The sequence below is a fragment of the Archangium lipolyticum genome (assembly GCF_024623785.1).
Taxonomy (GTDB): Bacteria; Myxococcota; Myxococcia; order Myxococcales; family Myxococcaceae; genus Archangium; species Archangium lipolyticum.
The window spans coordinates 123,362-144,274 of the sequence record NZ_JANKBZ010000025.1 but is presented as its reverse complement, the minus strand read 5'-3'; the positions used below and the strand labels follow the sequence as shown (position 1 = coordinate 144,274).

The window sequence follows — 20,913 nt, the reverse complement described above, 5'->3', positions numbered from 1 at the left end:
GGAGAATCAAGCGAATAGCGGGTATCAGCACGTCGTGTCGGGGGCCCTATCGCCAGGTCCCGGCGATTGAAACCTGATTCCGCCGCGTGGTAGGACCATGAGCGCTCGCTCCAGACCGAACATCATGGAATCCCCCGGAGCTGGACGACCTCGCCAGCGGTTGGCTCGAATCATCGCAGGCGCGCTCCTGATTCTCGTTGCGCCCCTCGCGCTGGTGCTGGTCACGGCGGTGGCCGCTCTGCACAACCTCGATCACCCCTGGCTGAAACAGCGCATCGTCTCGAGGGTGGAAGCGGCCACGGGCCTGCGGCTGGACTACCAGACAACCCGGGTCGCCCTGCTCTCGGGTCTGCGGCTGGAAGGGCTGGTGGTACGTACACCGCCGCCGTTTCAAGGCGTCGCGCCCGAGTTGCTGCGCGTCGGCACTCTGGAGGCGCAATGGTCGCCCGGCTCTCTGCTGAGCGGGACCACCCTGGTTGAGCGGGTGGCGGTACGGGACGTGGCCTTTACCCTGGTGGCCGACGATGCGGGGCCTACGTCTCTCACTGGATTGACGGGGCCGGAAGCCCCCGAGCCGCCGCCCGTTGAGGCGCCGCTCGGAGTCTCTCAGCAGGTCGCTGCCCTCCTCTCCTCCGCGCCTCCCGTCGGCAAGGTCGAAGTGTCGGGCGTGTCGTTGAGTTACGTCCGCGTTCGGAACGGAGAAGTGCTCGATCGCTGGTCCTTGCGTGGGCTCGCAGCCGCGGTCGAAGCGAAGCACCAGGACGATGGATGGAAGGTCTTCGCGAAAACAGGCCAGACCGGTACGCCGCTGCCTCTGGAGTTGAGCCGTGAAGGCGCTGCCATTCCGCCAGCCCTGGCCCAGCTGGAACTGACCCTCTCGGCGGAGGCTGGGGCGTCGGCCGCGCACGCGCGGGTGGACCTCGATGTCGCGCGGCAGACCTTCGATCCGCGGCTCACGGTCCGCGCATTGCTGCACGGCACGGTCTCCGCGAAGTTCGATGGAGAGAAGCGGTACACCGCCATCGAGCTGGACCGCACCCAGCTGACCGACAGCGCCGAAGTGCAAGCCCGGCTGGTGCTTCCGGATGCGGCGGATGTTCCGCCAGTCGTGACGCGGGCCCTGGCGGATCTTGATCTCGGACGGCTGCTGCAACAGGTCCCCGCCGATTGGCGTCCGTTCTCGCTCGAGCGCGGCACAGTGCATCTGGACGCCCAGGAGGTCACGCTCAGCGCCATGCCGCAGCTGGGAGCCCAAGGCAAACTCGGGCTGGACGTCGACCTCGCGGCGCTCCAGATCGCTCGAGACGATCTTCGAGTGGCACTCGGCGGTGGTCGCGTCTCCCTCGTGGCGACCCCTGATCCCCAGAAGGGACTGGCCGCTCGACTCGCCTTTGCGCTCCAGGGGCTCGATGTCGGGGGGCCCACCACGCTTCGTGTTCCGAAAGCCCACGGCGAGCTGAAGGGCCACCAGCTGCGGCCAGACCTCTCATCGCCCATCAAGGTCGCGGGGGATGCGGCCCTGTCCGGGATGGTGGATGCATTGGACGTCCGTGCATCCGGAATCCGTGCGACCGCTGAACGTCTGGGGTTTCATCTCCATGCCCCCCTGGCGGGTGAGCCGCCCTTCTCACTGAAAGCGGACGTGCCCGTGGGGGCGCTCCAGGTGGTCACGGCGGATGGACGCGAGGTGTTGAAGGGCCCCGTGCACGTGAAGCTCGACGCGTCGGAGGTGTTCCCCCGGTTGGACGAGCCGCGGCTTGGCCGGGCCCGCGCCCGTCTGGAGCTGGACGTGGGCACGATGCACGCGTCGATGGATGCCACCAAGGGGACCGACGATGTGGCGTACACCCTGGCCGTCCAGACCCCGGACCTCGTCGCCGCTCGGCCCTTCATCCCCGAGTCGGTCGCCGCACGCGTTCCCTGGAAGCACCTGGCCGTGAACCTGGCCTCCACGGGCAGACTGGCGGCGCTCTTCTCCTCCTCGCCACGGTTGGAGCACCGGACGGAGCTGCGCCTGCAGCGGCCGGGATGGGACGACGTGTCGGCCAGCAACCTCGCCGTCGTGATGCGTTCGCGAGGAGATGCCTGGCGGCACGAGGGTGAACTGGATCTTCGAATCGAAGGGCTGCGCGCCGGTGAGAACGACGCGGGTCCTCAGCACCAGACGCTGACGCTGGACCTCGATCGCCGGAAGCGGTCGCTCCGGCTGGGGCTCACCAGCCATGAAGGGCTGAAGATCGCACTCGATGTCGCCCTGGCGTTCGACCGGAAAGCCCGCGCGCTTCGCGGTGATGTCAAGGGCGACCTTCCGCCCCTCGGTGCGCTGTCACCCCTCCTGGCCAGGGCTGGGGTGCCCGCGGAACTGGAGCCCTCGCGGCTCGCTCTGAACGTCGAGCTGCATGGCACGCTGCGCGGCGTGTTCACGGACATCGCCGCCGATGGAACCCCGAGCCTGGCCCCCTCCCCTCTGCGTACCGCCAGCTTCGAGGGAAAGGCGGTGGTGGACGCGCGAGGCATCCGCTGGCGACAGGATGGCCGGTCGATCAACCTCCCCGCGCTGCATTGGCGGGTCGAATCGCGGGCCGATGGGCCACGGCGAATCGTCCACAGCAACCTGATGGTGGAAAAGCTCACCGTGGGCATGAGCGATCGCCGGCTGTCATTCGCCGACGTGTCCAGCGACACCACCGCCGCCTTCACCGAGAAGTGGGAAGCGGGCGAAATCGAGCTGAAACAACGCTTGAAGGTCCGCTCCCTCGAACAGAGGCCAGCTCTGCCCTATCCGGTTCAGGATCTGGAAGGGTCGTTCTCCGCTCGCCGTGAGCCCAATGGAGTCATTCACATCCCCGACCTGCAACTGTCTCATCCGGGGACGAGTACCCAGCTGAAAGTCAAAGGCCGGCTCGAGCTCAGCGATGACCGGCGCCGCCTGGCGGCCCGGGGTGAGTTGGAGCAGGACCTGTCCAGACTCGCGCGACCCGGCTTCCTCGAGAGCAGCGGCAAGGTCAAGGTCGATTTCCGGGTGGCTTCGCCCAACCTGGTCGTCTTCCGAACCCTCTCCGAGCTTCTCCTCCAGAACGTGAACCTGCGGCTGCCCGAGTCGGGGATCGCCATCGAAATGCTCGATGGCAACGTGCCGCTGACCGAGAACGTGGAATTTACCGAAGGCCGGGTGCGGCTGCTGAGCGACATCGACGTGAACCCGTACTCGATGCTTCGTTTCGCCGACCAACACCCCCTGCTCTCGCGCAATGGATTCGTGTCGGTGGGCAGCATCACCACGCCGCTCATTTCCATCGCGCCCCTGGCCGGAAACCTGTCCATCAACCAGAACATGGTTTCCTTGAGTCAGCTGGAGATGGGCGTCCGCGGTGGGCGTATCACCGGACAGTGCCTGGTGGACTGGCGGGGAAAGCACTCCATCCTGGAGGCACGCGTGCGGGCGACCGGCGTGAAATCGTCCCGGGGTGAGCCCTTTGACGGAAATGCCGCCGTGATCATCTCCGGCGAGGATCGCAGCGTCACCGGACGCGCGGAGATCCTGCGCATTGGCAATCGACACCTGCTCGACCTGCTCGATCTCGAGGATCCGCACCACACCGACCCCGCCACCAACCGTGTCCGCTACGCGTTGGGATTGGGCTACCCGGAAAACGTGCGGGTGAGCTTCAACCATGGCTTTGGCCGCCTGAGCATCACCATGGGCGGTCTGGCCAGGCTGCTCAGCATCGACGAGATCCGGGGCATCCCCATGGGCCCCATCGTCGACCGTGTCATCAACTCCTTGTCCCCTCCAGAGGCCACGCCATGAAACGCCGCGGGTTGCCGCTGCTTGCCGCCTTCGTCCTTTCCGGGTGCATCCGCGCCCCGGAGATCGTCATGGTCGATCGCGCGACGGCGCTCGAGGAACAGGCCTCGGGCTCGTTCAAGGACGTGGAACGGCGTCTCGATCGCGCGGGCATGAGCCCGACGCCGGTGCCGCTCACACCCAACCAACTGGAGGACCTGGGCATTCAACCCACGCCGCTGGTCGAGAACCTCGGCAAGACACAGGCGGACCGTGTCGACGAGCTGCTGCGGCGCCACTGCGTGGGTGAAGGGCGGGACGGGTTGCTGGTGGACACCCGGAGCCAGTGCCGGGCTGGACGCTTGTCCGCCGATGACGTCGCCCTGGTGGAACGGGTGAACCGGGCCCGGCGGCACTTGTGGCAGTGGATGCGGACGGTCCGCCCAGGCGTGCCCGAGGAGTCCATACGCCGGAGCTGGCAACAGGTGCACGCGGAGGGGGTGATCTGCGGCGGCTGGATTGAATCCGATGACGGCACCTGGGGAGAAAAGAAGTGCTGACGCTCCCTGGCCGGTTCTTCCTGGCCCTGGCCATTCTCATCGCGGGCAGCGCCCGGGCACAGGACGATGAGAACGACGGAGGCTTGCGCAGGCCCTCACGGCTCACCGTGGGTAGGGGAGATCAATTCCTGGGGCAGTTGGCGCCCGATGGGAACACGCTGCTCTTCGTGTCCAACCGCAACATCGCGACCGAAATCTACGTCCAGGATGTGGAACAGGGCCGCGAGCGCCGCCTCTTCGACGAAGGCGCCGACGTGACCTGGCCGCGGGTCAGTCCAGACGGGAAACACCTGCTCTACATTTCGTTCCGGAATCAGGCCAGTGGCCAGCTGTGTGTGCGGGAACTGCCCGGTGCGGAAGGCCGCCGCTGCCTCGAAGAAGAGACCAGCGCGCTGCAGGCGGAATGGATCGACGCCTCGCATATCGCACTGGTGAGCCGGGCGACCATCCAGGGCGATCTGCGATTGTCGCGGGTCACGGTGGAGCGCGAGTTGAGCGTGAGTCCCCTGCTCGATCGCAACCTGACCAGTCCCACCATCTCTCCCGATGGGCGCTGGCTGGTGTACGTCCCGGTGGAACGCTCCGTGCAGCAGGTGGGGCCCGGCTTCGCCGCACGCGCCTCACCCCATCTGGAAGCACTCCGGCTGGATCGCCCCGGCGCTGTCCCCATACCGCTGGCGCTCGATCTTCCGGGACAGACCGGACAGCCGGTGTTCGCGCTCGATGGGCGCTCCCTGTACGTGGTGCAGTTCTTCACCGACTCCAATGCGGACGGGGTCATCGACGCCAGCGACAAGGGAGTGCTGTTCCGGGTGCCTTTCGCCGTCGAGCGTGAGGACGCGCCCGAGTTGGCCGCCGCCACCAGTCCGGACCAGCTCACCAGTGTGTCCTGGAGCTGCGAGTACCCGGCGCCCGCGGCCACGTCCCTCATCGCGACCTGTTCGCGCGATCAATCGCTGGATGTGTATCAACTGCCGCTGGATGGCCAGGTTCCCAGCAACTGGGACGTTCCTCGTCTCAACGAGGAATTGAGGATGGCCGGCAGGCGCGCGGATCAACTCCTGCTCTATCGCCAACGCCTGCTGCGCGAAGCCCGGCCCAAACCCCGCCGTCTGCTGATGATGCGCCTGAGCCAGCTCCATCTGGCTTTCGAGGACTTCGATGCGGCGGAGTTCTACGCCAGCCACATGCGCTCGGTGAACGATCCCGCCACCGCGGGGCTGTCGGAGCCGCTGCTGCTCCTCATCGACCACCGGCGCGCCATGAAGGAGCGCGAACGCGGCCGCATGGTGGAGGAACCGGGCGACGACGAACGGCAACGCATGGCCGCGTTGGATCCCGCCGCCGCTCCCAGCCCGCCCTCCGCCGTCTTTCAACACGTGGTGCGCAGTGAACTGGCGGAGGCCGTCGGCGACTTCACGCTGGCGCGTCAGGAGCTGGAGGCCGCCCAGGTGACCGACACCACGCCGCGCGCGGTACTGGAAGCCTACTTCGAACAAGCGGATTCGCTGTACCGCAAGCTCGACGATCGGGAGGCCCTGGTCGAAGCCGGCCGCCGGCTCTCCATGAACAAGGTGTTTCATGACGACGACCAGCTCGACTTCGCTCGCGCCGCCGTCCGAGCCCTGTACCGGGGACGCCCCTACGACGAGGCGGATGCCGCCATGGCCCGGGCTCTCACATCGGCCCCCGCCGGCTCGGCCTATGCATTCGCCTTGGAGCTGGGCCGGCACGTCAACGCGTTGCACGAGGAGCGTCCCCCCCGAGCCGTTCGGGATGCATTGATCGCGTTCTACCAACAGCAGAAGGATCCCCTTCGCCGACGCGCACTGGTGCAAGACGCCGTCGAGCGCGCGGCGGGCCTCGGCGCCGACGGCGTGCTGGAGGCGTTGGCGACGGTCTACGTTGACGACGCCCCGCCCGGTACCGAGGAGCGCCGTCGGGCCGAACGGTTGTTCCGCCGCGCGATGATGGGCCGTGCCTACCGCCGCTTGGGGAGGCAGCGCCTGGACGACGCCCGTGCCGACTTCGACCTCGTGACCCGACGGACTGGCTCACTGGAGAGTGCCATCGAGTCCATGAGCCTGCGTTTGCGCGCGGGCGTCAGCCCCGAGGTGGTGGAAAAGGAAGTCACCACCACCTCCGCGAGCATGAGAAAGCCGCTCGCACACTTCGTGAAGGCCTACCTCACGACGCGCCGGCTGTCCAAGCTGGATGACCACGCCCACGCGCAGGCGGTGGCGACGGCCGTGAAGGAGCTGCGCGCATCGTGGCAGGAGCTCAAGAGCCAGCGCGAGGTGCATGCCCTCTATGGTGCCATTCATCACGAGGACTTCCTCCGTGGCCGCGATCCTTCCGCCGCCGAGCGCGCCAACCGGCACTACATGATCGCCCTGGACCTGGTGCGCAACAACGTCCGCTACCGGGCGATGATCCTCGGCGCGTTGGGGCTGCTGCACACCCAGGTGGGCAACTTCCACATCGCACTGGGCTACCTCGAGCAACGGGACAAGCTGCCCTACGTGGACAACGCGGCGGGGCTGGCGGTGTCCCTTGCCCGCGCCCGGGCGCTCCTGCACGTCGGCCGCGAGGAAGAAGCAGCGCAGGCGGCGGATCAGGCCCTGGCCATGGTGGACGCCACACCGAAGCTGGCCAGGTTCGCCACCCTGGCACTGGATCGCGCGGCGCTCTACAACCTCGCAGCGGGCCGGTTCGAGCGTGCGTTGGCGCTCTACGATCGCGAGCTGCCCGTCTTGGAAACGGGCCCCAGCGACGCCGAGGGTCTGCGCAACCGGTTGGTGGTGCGGCTGGCCCGCTGTGCCGCCGGGTTGGGAGCGGGTCAGCCCCAGCGGGCGTTGGAGGACCTGGACAGAGTGGATCGCGACCTGGCAACCCCTGCCGTGCAAGCCACGCTGAACCAGGCACACGCCACACCCCAGCACGTTCTGCGTTCCTATCGCATCATCGCCGCGGGATTGCGCGCCAATGCGGAGACCCGGCTCGGGCACCTGGACGCCGCCGCCCACGCACTCGAACAGCGGCGCGCGCTGTTCCTGGAACAGTTCGCCGAGTCGGATCGCGATGAGGACGTCCGCGCGGTGACGCTGGCGGAGATGCGGCTGGCCGAGAATGCCGTGGATCGCGGGGACACGGCGCAGGCGGCCCGCTGGTTGGGCAAGGCGCTCGAGCACGCCGACACCCTGATCGAGCGCACCCACGCACCGGTCGATGCCGGTCAGCTCGATGTGCTCTGGTTCGCGGCGCAGTTGCACTCGGATGGGAACACACGGGTTCCTTTCGACGTACCCAAGCGTCTGGGTCAGGCGCAACGCTCCCTCATCGACCAGCGAAATCCCGCCTGGCGCTCCTATCTGGCGTGGTTCGAGATCTATCTGGCGCTCAGCGCGAACCCGCCGCCAGCCGAGGTCCGGGACGCTCTGCTACTGCCAGCCCAACCCTAGAGGAGGGCCATGCTCACCATCTTCGATTGCGACGGCGTACTGATCGATTCAGAGATCCTGGCGGCGGGCGTACACGCCGAGCTGCTGACTGGACTGGGGTTCATGATCTCCCGGGAGGAGGTCATCACCCGCTTCACCGGGCTGACCGACGCACAGCTCAGGAGTGTGGTCTCCCAGCAGCTCGGGCACCCGCTGCCAGAGGACTACCGTGAGCGTTCGAACCTCGCGATCGACCACAGGCTACAGAGCGTGAAGCCCATCGAGGGAGTGCACTCGCTGCTCGATCGGCTCGAAGGGCCACGCTGCGTCTGCTCGAATTCGAGCACCCGGCGGCTGAAGATCAGCATGAACGCGGCGGGCCTCTGGGATCGCTTCCATCCCCACATCTTCTCGGCCCCCGAGCTGGGGCGCTCGAAGCCCGCGCCCGACGTCTTCCTGCACGCGGCCCGGGTGTTCGGGGTCCATCCACGAGACACGCTCGTCATCGAGGACTCCTCGCATGGTGTCGAGGGAGGAGTCGCGGCCGGTATGCGGGTGATTGGTTTCACGGGAGGCGGACACAGCTGGCCCGGTCATGCCGAAGCCCTGGCGAGCGCGGGAGCCGTGAAGGTGGTGTCTCGTATCGAGGACGTAGGAGCGGCCATCGAAGAGCTGTCGTCCGCGGGGTAGGACGGCGCTATCGGGTTCGAGGTGGTGACAGCTGTCTCGAAGCTGGTGAGAGCAGTCACCACCCCCCTCGCGCCTACCTCGCTCCCCTTCCCCGTAACTCCCTGAAACCACAGAGGCTCCCTGCCCACGAAGTGCGACATGGACATGGCATGTCGGGTGCAGAAGGACAGGTCATCACGTTTCCGCACCAACCTCGCCGCACCTCCCCAGGAGCCCTCCATGTCCCGCATCGGCCGCCCCCTGCCCCACCGCTCCGCGACCCTCCCCACGGCCCAGACGTCCCAGCCCAGGCCCCCGGCCCGTGCCTCCACGCTGCCGGCCTCGTTGGGCTCCTCGGCGGTCACCACGCCCCCCACGGCCAGGCCCGCCGCGAGCGCACCGGCCACCACGGAGTCCAGGCCCGTGAAGCACCCGGGCTTGCCCGAGGGCGCCCCCACGTACAGCCCCTGGGAGAAGAGCTCGGGCGCGGCCTCGAACCTGATGGTGAGTGGCGGCGACAACAAGCTCACGCTTCCCCCGGGCGCCAAACAGAACATGCTCGTGGACAGGCCGGGCAACCCCTTCCAGAAGGATGTCTTCGGGGGCCGGGTGAATGGCAACCTGGGCTCGATGCAGGCCTCCACCGCGAGCCACAACAGCGGTGGCCTGTACCACTACTCGGCCCAGGCCGAGCTCAACGGGCCGCACGCCGCCTATGAGCTGCAGAAGGTTCACGCGGGCCGTCTGGGCGTAACCAGTGGCCAGCTCACCGCCGAGGCCAACGCCTTCAAGGCGCAGGCCCAGGCGGGCGTCTCGGCGGATACGAAGGGCCACGCGTACACGGCCGCGCTGACGGCCAAGGCGGAGACGGGCGTGGGCGTCGCGGCGAGCGCGAGCCACGACTTCAACCGGCACGTGGGCGCGTACATCAAGGGCGAGGGCAAGGCCTCGGCCACCGCCTACGCCGAGGGAGTGGCTTCCCTGGATCCGAGGACCGCCACGGCGATGCTCTCGGGCCAGGTGGGCGCGGCCGCCACGGCGGGCGCGTATGGCACGGCGGGCGGGCACCTGGGCCGGCTGCACGGTTCGGTCACCGCGGGCGCGGTGGCGGGCGTGGCCGCCCAGGCGGGCGGGAAGCTCGGCCTGGAGAACGGCTTCTTCAAGCACTCCGCGGACGTCAACGCCGCGGCGGGCGTGGGCACCCACCTCAAGACCGACGTCGCGGTCGACCTGCGCCACCACATCAAGCCCAGCATCGCGGCGGGCCTGCGCCCCAGCTTCGCCTCCGCCTCTGGAGTGGCCTCGTCCTCGGGCGTGGTGCAGCCCGAGAAGTCGCGGGTCGAGGAGTTCTTCGCGAGGGCTTTCGGCGGGTAGCGGCGCGCCCCTGGGCTCCAGCACTCCGGGCAATGACATGTGGCAACATCGCGCCCAACCGAGGAGTGTCCATGGAACTCAGAGCGGCTCTCGTCCCGAATGAGCCGGATCCGGAGCGGCGTGCCGAGCTGAAGCGACGGATACTGGAGATCGAGAAGGTGCTCGAGCGCGGAGAGGACGCCTCCGCGCTCATCGAGGCCTTCAACCACGACACCGGCCGTTCCCATGACGCCCGGTTCTTCCTCGAGTACTGGAGGTCGCGCGACCTCGAGGACGTCGTGGACGAGGCGTGTCAACCCCGGCCCGGGCGGGTGCCCGACATCACACGAGCGGAGTTGGTGGAAATCGTTCGCCGGGCGATGCCCACGCAGCCTCGATTCGAGCCGCGGTATGAGTCCTTCTATCGGGAGCTGTTCGAGGCGAATGTCCCCAGACCGCACGCCGCGAGCCTGATCCACAACCCGCCGGATCCGAGACGCCACGGGATCGTGGATTGGGCTCCGTCGCCCGAGGAAGTGGTGGAGCTGGCGCTGGCATACCGGCCCATCCAGTTGTGAGCGACGAGGACCTGGCGGCCCCCCGCGCCTGATCGCGGGGGGCCCGCCATGCAGCCCGCGCTACGAGCGGACGACCTTCGTCACCGAGGTGCCGGAGGCCCCGGTGTTGGTGTTGAACTGCTCGGGACTGCCCACCTTGAGTTGGTTGTGCACGTCCTTCACGCCGAGGACATCGTCGATGAGGTCCTCGATGGTGCGCTTGTCGCGGCGCTCCTCGACCAGGCCGGTCAGCGTGACTTCTCCATTCTTCACCTGCACCTCCACGTGCTCGGCGTTCACCCACCCGTGCATGAGCCGGTCGTAGATGTCCTCGCGGATGCGCTCATCCGAGCGCGTGTACGCCTTGGGCCCCTTGCCCAGCTTGCGCAGGCCCTCGCGGAACCGGTCGCCGAGCCGCTCGAGCGGGCCGCGCTCGTTGTAGTCGCGGCGGACGGAGAAGCCCTCGTTCCTGTCGCGCGCCACGTAGGTGCCGTAGCCCCGGTCGTACCCGAGGTCGCGCTCGGAGTACCCGCCGCCTCCGAAGTTGCCCTGCGAGTTGTAGGAACCCGGAGGGTTGTATTGACCCTGGTTGTAATTGCCCTGGGGGTTGTAGCCATAGCGGCTGGAGTCCTCGCGTAGACCCCGGCCGTAATCCTCGAACCCGCGGCTGCTGCCCGAGTACCCCTGGCCGCCCTGCCACGGACCGCGCTCCTGCCTCGACCCCATGTCACTGCCCCGGAAGCCTTCGTCGAAGTCCCGCTCCCGGCCTGCCCAGCGCTCCCGGTCGTCTTCCAGGAATCGGCGCGTCTCGTAGTCCCTGTTCGCCATGACGTGTGTCTCCTCGTGGTTGCGCGTACATGTCACGTGACGGTGACATTTCCCGTTGCAGCTGCATCTCGATGTCACGTGGGGCCCGCGATGCCCGGAGGCCTCGCGAGTCCAGGGCAAACTGGGGCGTCATCGCCGGGCGGCAACGGGTGGCCACGCGTGCCTCGGCAGGTCGGCCGCTGCACGGTCACTGGCCCACGGGGAGAACGGGCCCGGAGAATAAAATCAGGCGAGCACCAAGCCAGGAAGCAACCCGACGCGGGTTTCAGCCCGCCACGGAGGGGACGAGGCGCTTCCAGAGGAAGTAGCGGCTCTCCCCGGGGGGGTAATCCGGCAGGGTGCCGAATCGCTCGTAACCCTGCTTCTCGTAGAAGCCCAGGGCCTGGAAGCTGAAGGTGTCGAGGTGTACGGCATGACAACCTCGCGCCACGGCGGCCTCCTCGATGCACGCCATCAGGCGCCGCCCCCAGCCCTGCCCTCGCAGGTGCTCACCGACCCAGAGATGACTCACGAAGAGCCATCCCCAATGGGTGAAGCCCTCGGCTCCGCCGCACACGGTGCCGTCCTGCGTTCGCAGGAGCACGGCCAGTGGCTTCCAGTCCTCCGGTGGCGCACGCGTCCTGTTGTAGGCCACCAGGTTGCGCACCACGGCCCGAGTTTCCTCGGGAAGGGGCTCTTGCTCCACCGTCACCTTCAGCGTGTCGCCCGCTCGCATGCCCCGAGGATACGTGCACTTCCGTGCGCGAGCCAGACATCCCGAGACAAGAGACACGCCTCGGTGGGCTCAGTCCTCGACGTCGTTCACGTGGTTGAAGGGCACCCCCGCGAGGATGGGCGTTCCGTCCTCCAGCATCCGCTCCTCGGTGGAGATGCTCCACACGTCGAGCGTGTCGTCATTGTCCACCTGCCCCGCACACACCAGGGTGATGTTGCAGTCGGGGCATTCGCCGTACACACCCACCATGCTCTCCAGTCCCTCCGGGAGCTGCGCCAGGGTGATGGGCTTCGCCTTGACGTGTTTGACGGTATCCACTCCGATGCCCCGCATCGCCGCCGCCCGCTCCACCCGCGGAGTGCCGCGCTCCTCCAGGGGACCCGGACCGGCGAAGTACGCGTAGCGGTTGCCTCGCTCGGGCGAGAAGCCGACCTCCTCGATCGACGCGGAGTAGGCGTCCTTCTCCTGGAAGTACGCGCGCTGCGTGGTGTACCAGGCCTTGAGGTTCGCCTTGCACTCGCCCTGCTTCGCACGGGCCTGGAAGCGAATGAAGTTCGGGATGGCAATGGCCGAGAGCACTCCCACGCACGGGCAGAAGAGCACCAGCCCCGAGATACCGAGGATGATGAAGAGCGCCTTCCGGCTCAGCCCAGAGCCGGACACGGTCGACATGTTGCCGCATGCGCAGGTGATGTTGGAGCCGGGCACCCGCCCCGTCACGTCGAGGACGTTGCCGCACTTCGGGCACTTCATGGTCTTCACGCTGTTCCCCCTCCGGGTACTGCTTCACGAGCCCTGGAGCCTAGAACGGAAGTGCCCTCGTGTTCACCAGGGTTCGACCTGGGGCGCACAGCCGCAGGCGCCTGGCGGAGTCGTAGGTGACGAGGTGCGCTAGTCCTTCAGCTCCTCGACCCCCAGGGACACGCGCCTGGCCTTGGCCTTTCGCGCCACGTCCATCACCTTGCGCACGTCCCCCACCCGCAACGAGTTGTCCGCCTTGAGCAGGATCTTGCGGATGGGGTCCCTGGCGATCTCCTCGCTCAGCCGGCCCTCCAGCGCCTTCTCGTCCAACGCGTCGTTATCCAGATAGAGCTTCTTGTCGGGTGTCACCGAGAGGATGAGCGTGTTGTCCTTGGTGTCTGGCTTCTTCTTCTCACTCTCCCTGGCCTTGGGCAGCTCCACGCTCTTGCCACGCTGGAGCATGGGGGTGATGACCATGAAGATGATGAGCAACACGAGCACCACGTCCACCAGCGGAGTGACGTTGATTTCGGCCTTGGGGCCCTTGGAGGGTCCCCCGACTGACATTCCCATGAATGCACCTGGATTTCTGGGAGGATTGGACCACCGAGCGGCAACCGGAGAACCGCGCCCCCGTCCACACGCCGTTCACCCTAAGGTGACGCGGACGCGCCATGGCCGAGAGACAGCCATTTTTCCGTCATGGTCCCGTCATGACCACGGCCGAGGATGGGCGGGGACGAGCATCACCAGTACGGTACTTGCATTCATGCGACCGCATCATCCAGGCTCGCGCGCCTGACGCCATGTCGTCGCTCCTGGGCCGGCAGGTGGAGCCAGTGCGTCGAAGAGGAAGAACCGTGAAGAAGCTCCTGAAGAAGTCGCCGTTCATCCAATCCGGGCCGTCCATGTTCAGGCGGCCGGGGCATGGCCTGTCCGTGCTCGCCGTGGGGCTCGCCGCCCTGCTCTGCTGGGGCTGCGGCGAGGGAGACTCCGATGGGGGGTCGGATGTGGAACCGCCAGTGCCGGGGGGCAACGTCCCCCGTTTGTCGGCCATCAATGTCGTGAACGCACGTGCGTTGTTCGTGGCGGAGACGTCCACGGCCCAGAAGCGCTCCAGTGGCGAGGCCTCACAGGCTCGCAAACTGTTCAAGATCACGGAGAGCGGGGCGATCCAGGAAGTCACCTACCAGGATGAGGCGGGTGTCGAGGTGAAGGACGTCCAGACTCCGGTGGCGGTCTACAATTCCAGCCACAACTACGTCATCGTCTGCTTCGGCCGTGACATCTACAACGCCCAGTCCTGTTACCTCGTCGCGAAGCGTGATGGCACCGCCTTCTCGCTGGAGCACGCGGGCTATCCCCTGCCCCAGCTGAGGAACTTCATCAACAGCCCAGCCGTCACGTCGGACACCGCGGGCAACCTGTACTACCTGGCCCGGGACAATTCCCGGAGCGGAGCCACTCAGCCAGTCGTCCAGCTCATCCGCCTCGATGTGCAGAACCCTCTGGCCATCAAGCGGACGATCCACACCCCCGTCGACGAGGAGGTGCAAGGCTTCGCGGTGGACCCGGCCGGCAACGTCATCTACGTGGGTGATTCGCAGGGGGAGGTTCGGGTCCCGGTCAACCGGCTCAAGAAGGCCTCCGGCGGTTACTTCAACCTGCCCTCCATGATGATGTCCTACTGGGTCGACCTCGAGGGCCGGTTCGCCTACTGGTCGTTCGATGCGAAGCACATCCAGCGCCTTGGCATCGATGCGAACAACAACGTCTCCGTGGGTGACTATGGGACGACCGACATCTCCGCCTTCTCGTTCTCCCCCTCGTGGAGCCAGCAGATCCGCACCTCGGACCGGCTTCTGATCGTGAGCATTCCGGATGCCAATATCTATGAGGTCTACAACCCTTCCGGGACGCCGCGCCGGGTGGAAGGACTCCCGCTCGCGACGGTGAAGCGTGTCGCCGCGGCTGGTGACTCCTACTACCTGTCGGGAAACGACAAGACCGGAGCTCCCCTGTTGATCAAGGTCGACGCCACGACGGATGCCGTCTCGAATCTGCTGACCCCGGGTGAGTACGACGTCTCCGAGATGGCAGCGGCTCCCGATGGAGAGCTGACGTTCAATGCGCTCCGGATGCGCGACGGCGCCAGGATCATCGGACGGATCAGCTCCAGCGGTGAAGTGTCGGTGCTCGACGTGACGCTCGACGCGCGCGTCATCATCCTGGAGCCCATCCAGTAAGGCCATGCGTCCATGCCCGGCGCCAGTATCGGCTCCGGATGCCGGGCATGAACGCCCTACCCTGTCCACCTCGGGGGCCGGCACGTAGTTCACCGCCCCGGCCTTGACCGTGACCGACTTCAGGCGAAGACGTCGGTGACCAGGCGGCCCTGCTTCTCCATTCCCGTGAGCCACGCCGCGGCCTCCTCCGCGGAGCAGCCCACGGCCTCCTGGTGGATTCGCGCGAGTGTCTCCCGGACCGCGGGCGCCATGAGCCGGCCATCTCCGCAGATGAAGAAGAGGGCGCCCTCGTCGAGCAGCGCCTTCACCTGCTCACGCTCCTTCCACAGCCGGTGTTGCACGAACGTCACGTCCCCCTCCGGCTGACGGAAGAAGGCGGAGAGCACCTTCACCACACCCTCCCGCTCCCACTTCGCCAGCTCGTCGCGGTAGAGGAAGTCCACGTCCGGGTGATCGCACCCGAAGAAGAGCAACGCGGGCCCGGCCGCCTCTCCCCGCGCGTGGCGCAGGGCACGCTCCTGGATGAAGCCCCGGAAGGGAGCCAGTCCCGTGCCCGCGCCCACCATGATGATGGGCGTCGCGTTCGAGACAGGCGGGTGGAAGGGCACGTTCGGCGTGTGCACCGCGACCGCCACCTGCTCCCCGGGGCTCAGCCGGGCGAGGTAGCTCGAGCACGTGCCGTGGAAGCGGCCCCGGCCGGACCACGCCTCCGCGTCCAACACCGCCACCGTCAACGTGCACCGGGTGGGGTTCTCCAACGGAGAGGACGACACCGAGTACTGCCGCACGCGCATGGCGGGGAGCAGCTCAAGGAACTCTCCAAAGGACAGGATGCACGAGTCGTACTGCTCCAGCAGGTCCAGGACGCTCACGCGCTTGTCGAGAATCTCCTGCTTGTAGCGCCCTGCATCCCGGGCCAGGGCGGCCAGGTGCATCGCGTGGGGCGGGCACGGGTTCTTGTCCGCCAGTCGCTCCAGGTCCTTGCGCGTGGCGGGTGCCGACAGCTCCACGTGCCGGCCGAGCAACTCCCGCACCGGCACGGGCCTGCCCATGGGGAGCGAGGAGGCCTGGGCGCCCCGGGTGGAGCGCAGGACGACGGCGGCATCCGCCCGTACCCCGAGGCGGCGCGCCGCCCGCTCCACGAGCTCCGGGTGGTTCTCCGGCAGCACGGCGAGGTAGTCGCCCGCCGCGTACGTCACGCCCTCGGGCAGCTCGAACACGAGGTGCCGCTTGGAGCGCCCGAACGGCGACGTCAGGTCGACGAGCTCCCGGTTTTCCACCAACGTCGCCAGCTCGAGCTCGTTCTGCTTCACCAGTTCCACGCTGACCGGGGGCACCATCTCCACCGTGTAGAGCGGACCGGAATCCACCTCGCGCGAGGACACACCGAGCGCCGTGCCCACGCCCTCCCAGAAGGGCGCGTACCACTGCTCGAAGTCCCCGAAGAAATCACCCCGCGCATCCGCCTCGCCGCGCGCGACGATCGCCTGGGCTCCCGCGGCGCTCAACCGCTCGTCGAGGAACTGGGGCACCGCCTGGTAGGTCTCGCCCCAGTCCCGGTTGCCGCAGCCGAACACGGCGTAGCGCACGCCCGACAGCGAGCCCGCGGGCACGCTGGACATCCACGAGTGGAACGCGCGCGCGTTGTCGGGCGGCTGGCCGTTGTAGGAGGCCGTCACGACGATGACCGCGCCCTCCCGGGGCAGCTTCCCGGTGTACTCGTCCAGCGGCGCCACACGCGTCGAGTAGCCGCGCGCGAGCCCGTCACTCGCGATGCGCCGGGCGAACGCCTCGGAGGCACCCGAGTTGGAGCCGAAGAGCAGCAACAGGGGCGTGCCATGCGCGGCCACCTTCTCCGGGGGCTGGGGCGCGGACGCCACGGGGCGGGGCGGCGTGGTGGGCCGGGCCGTGCTCGGACGGGAACCGGGCTTGCGCTCGCGAACGCGGAGCTTGAGCCCCTCGGGCTTGAGCGTGAGCGACTCGCGGATGCGCAGCGTGTACGGCGCGGGCGTGGACAGGTGGAAGCGCTGCAGGATCATGCCGAGCACGAGCGTCGCCTCCTGGAACGCGAACGCCCGGCCGATGCACGCGCGCAGCCCGTTGCCGAAAGGCTTCCACGCGTGCTGGGGGATGCTGTCGCGCACCTCGGGGGCGAAACGCTCCGGGGCGAAGCGCTCCGGGTCCTTCCACACGGCCGGGTCACGGTGCAGCATGGGGATGAGCACCATGAGATCATCGTTGACGCCGACGGGGTACCTTCCCGCCAGGAGCGTGTTGTCCGCCTTGGGGTTCAGGGCGAAGGCGGGCGCGGTGGGCCACAGGCGCAGCGTCTCGCGCAGGATCTGATCGATGTATTGCAGCTGGGAGATGTGCTCGAAGCGCGGGGTGTCCGAGCCCAGCACCCGGTCCACCTCCTCGTAGGCCTTCTGGCGCACCTCGGGGTGGTGCAGCAGGAAGTAGATGGCGAAGGACAGCAGGCCGCTCGTCGTCTCATGACCCGCGACGAGGAAGGTCACGAGCTGATTACGAATGTTGTCATCGTCCAGCTTCTCGCCCGTGAGGGGATCCTTCGCGTCGAGCATGAGGCTGAGCAGGTCGCGCGGGGTCTCCCCGGGCGTGAGGGTACGGCGCTTCGCGATGAGCTGACGCGTCACCTCGTGCATGTAGCCGACGTCCGCCTGGAACTGGCGCTGGGTGCGCAACATGAGCTGCGTCTGCAGGGGGACACGCCGGGTGCGGTTGCCCGCCTCCTCCAGGGCGCGCACCATGGACTCGACGAAGGGGTGCATCTCCTTCTGGTAGAAGGAGTTGAAGCGGAAGCCGAAGCCGCACAGCGCGATGGTGTCGAGCGTGAGCCGCGTCATGTTGTCGGACACGTCGATGTCGGTATCGGGTCCGAAGCGGGTCCAGCGCGTGAGCATCTGGTCGGCCACGTCGAGCATGCCGTCGTGGTAGTCCTGCATGGCCGCGGGGCTGAAGGCGGGCATCAACAGGCGGTGGGCCTTGCCCCAGTTGGGCTCCTCCGTCTCCGCGGTGAAGAGGCCGTCGCCCGCGAGCTCACGGAGGTACCAGAGGGCCTGGGTCACCTTCTTGGCGAAGCGCGTCTCGTCACAGACGTCGGCCACCAGCTCGTACGAGCTGAGGATCCGGACGGAAACGCCCCCCGGGAAGGACAACCGGAAGATGGGCCCGAACTCGCGTGCGAGCTTCATCATGTTCTGCAGGGGCGTCTCGGAGCCCAGGTCGGGCGCGTTGCCGACGAGGGGGCGAGGGCGTGGCTGGGGGATGTTCGTGGACAGGGCTGGTCTGCTCATGGGAAAGCGAAGGGATGGATGTAGAAGGGGTACGGAACAGTAGGGTCCGGCTCGCGAAGGCGAAATTCGCATCCGGCTCAGTTTTTGGAGACGCGCCGAGATGAGCACGCGCAACCGGGCCGCCCCTCGGAAGCGGCCTCGTCAGGAGCGGGCGAAGGCGACGGTGGAGGTGCTCCTGGAGGCGGCGGCTCACGTTTTCGTCAGCTCTGGCTACGAAGGCACCACCACCAAGCAGGTGGCCGAGCGGGCGGGCGTGAGCATCGGCACGCTCTACCAGTACTTTCCGAGCAAGGAAGCGCTGGTCGCCATGCTCCTCGAGCGGCTGCACCAGCGGGTCCTGGGCATCATCTCCGACAAGCTGGTGCACCACCCCATCACGGATCTGGAGCAGGAGGTGCGAGACCTGATCCGGACCCTGGTGGAGGTCTACGGGGTGAATCCGCGCCTCCAACGGGTCCTCCTCGAGCAGGCGTCGCGCATCGGCCCCCTTCAGGTCGTCCAGGAGATCGAGGCGCGTGTGGAGTCACTCGTGCAGGGAGTGCTCTCGCGCAACCTGGAGTTCGAGCATCCACGAGACCTGGGGCTCGTCGTCTTCATCATCATCCGGGCCCTGCGCAGCGCGGTCTGGTCCACGGTCGTCGAACGGCCCGAGCTGATCGGAACCCCCGAGCTCGTGGAGGAGCTGAGCGCGCTCGTGCTCGGCTATCTGCGGCCACGCCGGTAGGAACGGCTATATTGCGCGAAGAAGCCGTTCAACAGCCCCGCGCACCGGCGTGGGAGCGAGGAGCGAGCGCATGGGGACGTACAAGGAGTTCCACGGCAGGTCCGTCGAGCAGCCCGAGGCTTTCTGGGCCGAGCAGGCCCGGCTCATCGACTGGGAGCGTCCGTTCGACCAGGTGCTGGACTTCTCACGTCCGCCCTTCACGCGCTGGTTCGTCGGGGGGCGCACCAATCTGTGTCACAACGCGGTGGACAGGCACCTGGCGGCCCGGGCCCGACAGCCCGCGCTCGTCTATGTCTCCACGGAGACCCAGGAGAAACGCCAATACACCTACGAGCAACTGCATACCGAGGTGAACCGGGTGGCGGCCATGCTGCGCGCGCTCGGGGTGAAGCGCGGCGACCGGGTCATCCTCTACCTGCCCATGGTTCCCGAGGCGATCTTCGCCATGCTGGCGTGCACGCGGCTGGGGGCCATCCACTCGGTGGTGTTCGGAGGCTTCGCGGCGCACAGCCTCGCCACGCGCGTGGATGACGCGCGGCCGGTGTTGCTGGTGACAGCGGACGCGGGCATGCGCGGCGGCAAGGTCATCCCCTACAAGCCGCTGGTGGAGGAGGCCCTGGGACTGGCGCAACACCCGCCCTCCCGGGTGCTGGTGCTCGACCGGGGCTTGGATCCGAACATGCCCCGCGTGCCCGGACGCGACGTGGACTACGCCACGCTGGCGCGCGAACACGAAGGCGCCCGGGTCGCGGTGGAGTGGCTCGAGTCCTCCGAGCCGAGCTACATCCTCTACACCTCCGGTACCACCGGACGCCCCAAGGGCGTGCAGCGGGACACGGGAGGCTACGCGGTGGCGCTGGCGTCCTCGATGCGCCTCATCTTCACCGGCCAGCCCGGCGAGACGATGTTCACCGCGAGTGACATCGGTTGGGTGGTGGGGCACTCGTACATCGTCTATGGCCCGCTGCTGGCTGGCATGACGACAGTGCTGTACGAGGGGCTGCCCATCCGCCCGGACGCGAGCATCTGGTGGCGGCTGGTGGAGGAGCACCGGGTGAACGTGATGTTCACCTCCCCCACCGCCATCCGGCTCTTGAAGCGGCAGGACGCGGCGTACCTGTCGCGCCATGACACATCGAGCCTGCGCTACCTGTTCCTCGCGGGCGAGCCCCTGGACGCCCCCACCCACGAGTGGATCTCCACCGCGCTGCCCTCCACCCAGGTGTTGGACAACTACTGGCAGACGGAGACGGGTTGGCCCCTGCTCGGCCCTTGTCCGGGGGTGGAGGCCCGGCCACGCAAGTTCGGCTCGCCCGGCACGGCCATCTACGGCTACCGCGTCCGGCTGCTGGATTCGCTGAGCGGCGAAGAGGTGAAGGAGCCCAACCAGAAGGGCGTGCTGGTAGTGGAGCCGCCCCTGCCGCCCGGGTGCCTGTCCACCGTATGGGGCGACGATGAGCGCTTCGTATCCACGTACTTCTCCCACTTCGACAAACCCGTCTACAGCACCTTCGACTGGGCCATGCGGGACGAGGACGGGGACTACTTCATCCTCGGCCGGACGGATGACGTCATCAACGTGGCGGGTCACCGGTTGGGCACGCGGGAGATCGAGGAGGCCATCTGCGGGCATCCCGGTATCGCCGAGGTCGCGGTGGTGGGCGTGAAGGACTCGCTCAAGGGGCAGGTGGTGGTGGCCTTCGCGGTGCCAAAGGACGCCTCGCGGCTGCGGACGGAGGAGGGCCGCGCGGGACTCACACGCGAGGTGATGGACACGGTGGACAAGACGCTGGGGGCCCTGGCCCGCCCCGCCCAGGTGCACCTGGTGACGCTGCTGCCCAAGACGCGCTCGGGCAAGATGCTGCGCCGCAGCATCCAGGCCCTGGCCGAGCAGCGCGAGCCCGGCGATCTCACCACCCTGGAAGACCCGAGTGCCCTGGAGCAGATCCGCGCCGCCCTGAAGCCGCGCGAATAACGGC

General features: G+C 67.7%; 14 protein-coding genes. 9 read left to right on the top strand and 5 right to left on the bottom strand.

Annotated elements, in window-relative coordinates:
• The first annotated feature begins 124 nt into the window (after nt 1–124).
• From NR810_RS37585 to NR810_RS37560, 6 genes are all read left to right on the top strand, one after another.
• Nucleotides 125–3,811, top strand: a complete 3,687-nt coding sequence (locus NR810_RS37585; protein WP_257459696.1) for a hypothetical protein — start codon at nt 125–127, stop codon at nt 3,809–3,811.
• Complete coding sequence (locus NR810_RS37580) at nt 3,808–4,347, top strand: YdbL family protein (protein ID WP_257459651.1); 540 nt, start codon at nt 3,808–3,810, stop codon at nt 4,345–4,347. Before NR810_RS37585 ends, NR810_RS37580 begins: the two co-directional genes overlap by 4 nt.
• Entirely contained in the window at nt 4,341–7,808 is a 3,468-nt protein-coding gene (locus NR810_RS37575; protein WP_257459649.1) for a TolB-like translocation protein, read from the top strand. Before NR810_RS37580 ends, NR810_RS37575 begins: the two co-directional genes overlap by 7 nt.
• 9 nt (nt 7,809–7,817) lie before the next feature.
• Nucleotides 7,818–8,477: an HAD family hydrolase gene (locus NR810_RS37570; RefSeq protein ID WP_257459648.1), complete on the top strand. Its 660-nt coding sequence runs from the start codon at nt 7,818–7,820 to the stop codon at nt 8,475–8,477.
• 219 nt (nt 8,478–8,696) lie between these two features.
• Nucleotides 8,697–9,830 carry a hypothetical protein gene (locus NR810_RS37565; protein ID WP_257459646.1) on the top strand — a complete coding sequence of 378 codons (1,134 nt, stop codon included), beginning with the start codon at nt 8,697–8,699 and terminating at the stop codon, nt 9,828–9,830.
• Between the two features lie 71 nt (nt 9,831–9,901).
• Nucleotides 9,902–10,387 carry a hypothetical protein gene (locus NR810_RS37560; protein WP_257459645.1) on the top strand — a complete coding sequence of 162 codons (486 nt, stop codon included), beginning with the start codon at nt 9,902–9,904 and terminating at the stop codon, nt 10,385–10,387.
• A 60-nt stretch (nt 10,388–10,447) separates the two neighbouring features.
• Here the strand turns inward: NR810_RS37560 and NR810_RS37555 are convergent, their stop codons facing one another.
• The 4 genes from NR810_RS37555 to NR810_RS37540 form a co-directional block, all read right to left on the bottom strand.
• Nucleotides 10,448–11,194, bottom strand: a complete 747-nt coding sequence (locus NR810_RS37555) for a BON domain-containing protein (protein ID WP_257459644.1) — start codon at nt 11,192–11,194, stop codon at nt 10,448–10,450.
• Nucleotides 11,195–11,459: 265 nt separating this feature from the next.
• Complete coding sequence (locus tag NR810_RS37550) at nt 11,460–11,909, bottom strand: GNAT family N-acetyltransferase (RefSeq protein WP_257459643.1); 450 nt, start codon at nt 11,907–11,909, stop codon at nt 11,460–11,462.
• A 69-nt stretch (nt 11,910–11,978) separates the two neighbouring features.
• Nucleotides 11,979–12,662, bottom strand: a complete 684-nt coding sequence (locus NR810_RS37545; RefSeq protein ID WP_257459694.1) for a fimbrial protein — start codon at nt 12,660–12,662, stop codon at nt 11,979–11,981.
• Between the two features lie 138 nt (nt 12,663–12,800).
• The gene (locus NR810_RS37540; RefSeq protein WP_257459641.1) at nt 12,801–13,223 is read right to left on the bottom strand and encodes an ExbD/TolR family protein; all 423 of its coding nucleotides are present in this window, start codon (nt 13,221–13,223) and stop codon (nt 12,801–12,803) included.
• A 287-nt stretch (nt 13,224–13,510) separates the two neighbouring features.
• Between NR810_RS37540 and NR810_RS37535 the strand changes: the two genes are divergently transcribed.
• Entirely contained in the window at nt 13,511–14,896 is a 1,386-nt protein-coding gene (locus NR810_RS37535) for a hypothetical protein (RefSeq protein WP_257459639.1), read from the top strand.
• 119 nt (nt 14,897–15,015) lie between these two features.
• Here the strand turns inward: NR810_RS37535 and NR810_RS37530 are convergent, their stop codons facing one another.
• Nucleotides 15,016–18,210: a bifunctional cytochrome P450/NADPH--P450 reductase gene (locus NR810_RS37530; protein ID WP_257459637.1), complete on the bottom strand. Its 3,195-nt coding sequence runs from the start codon at nt 18,208–18,210 to the stop codon at nt 15,016–15,018.
• A gap of 100 nt (nt 18,211–18,310) precedes the next feature.
• Between NR810_RS37530 and NR810_RS37525 the strand changes: the two genes are divergently transcribed.
• Together NR810_RS37525 and NR810_RS37520 are read left to right on the top strand one after the other, a co-directional pair.
• Nucleotides 18,311–18,934, top strand: a complete 624-nt coding sequence (locus NR810_RS37525) for a TetR/AcrR family transcriptional regulator (protein ID WP_257459634.1) — start codon at nt 18,311–18,313, stop codon at nt 18,932–18,934.
• A 70-nt stretch (nt 18,935–19,004) separates the two neighbouring features.
• Nucleotides 19,005–20,909 carry a propionate--CoA ligase gene (locus NR810_RS37520; RefSeq protein WP_257459633.1) on the top strand — a complete coding sequence of 635 codons (1,905 nt, stop codon included), beginning with the start codon at nt 19,005–19,007 and terminating at the stop codon, nt 20,907–20,909.
• Nucleotides 20,910–20,913: the final 4 nt, after the last annotated feature.

Excerpts from the sequence above, each read along its gene's own strand:
- NR810_RS37550 (WP_257459643.1), bottom strand. The coding sequence starts at position 11,909 with ATGCGAGCGGGCGACACGCTGAAGGTGACGGTGGAGCAAGAGCCCCTT.
- NR810_RS37555 (WP_257459644.1), bottom strand. The coding sequence starts at position 11,194 with ATGGCGAACAGGGACTACGAGACGCGCCGATTCCTGGAAGACGACCGG.
- NR810_RS37580 (WP_257459651.1), top strand. The coding sequence starts at position 3,808 with ATGAAACGCCGCGGGTTGCCGCTGCTTGCCGCCTTCGTCCTTTCCGGG.
- NR810_RS37570 (WP_257459648.1), top strand. The coding sequence starts at position 7,818 with ATGCTCACCATCTTCGATTGCGACGGCGTACTGATCGATTCAGAGATC.
- NR810_RS37560 (WP_257459645.1), top strand. The coding sequence starts at position 9,902 with ATGGAACTCAGAGCGGCTCTCGTCCCGAATGAGCCGGATCCGGAGCGG.
- NR810_RS37585 (WP_257459696.1), top strand. The coding sequence starts at position 125 with ATGGAATCCCCCGGAGCTGGACGACCTCGCCAGCGGTTGGCTCGAATC.
- NR810_RS37545 (WP_257459694.1), bottom strand. The coding sequence starts at position 12,662 with ATGAAGTGCCCGAAGTGCGGCAACGTCCTCGACGTGACGGGGCGGGTG.
- NR810_RS37530 (WP_257459637.1), bottom strand. The coding sequence starts at position 18,210 with ATGAGCAGACCAGCCCTGTCCACGAACATCCCCCAGCCACGCCCTCGC.
- NR810_RS37565 (WP_257459646.1), top strand. The coding sequence starts at position 8,697 with ATGTCCCGCATCGGCCGCCCCCTGCCCCACCGCTCCGCGACCCTCCCC.
- NR810_RS37525 (WP_257459634.1), top strand. The coding sequence starts at position 18,311 with ATGAGCACGCGCAACCGGGCCGCCCCTCGGAAGCGGCCTCGTCAGGAG.
- NR810_RS37520 (WP_257459633.1), top strand. The coding sequence starts at position 19,005 with ATGGGGACGTACAAGGAGTTCCACGGCAGGTCCGTCGAGCAGCCCGAG.
- NR810_RS37540 (WP_257459641.1), bottom strand. The coding sequence starts at position 13,223 with ATGGGAATGTCAGTCGGGGGACCCTCCAAGGGCCCCAAGGCCGAAATC.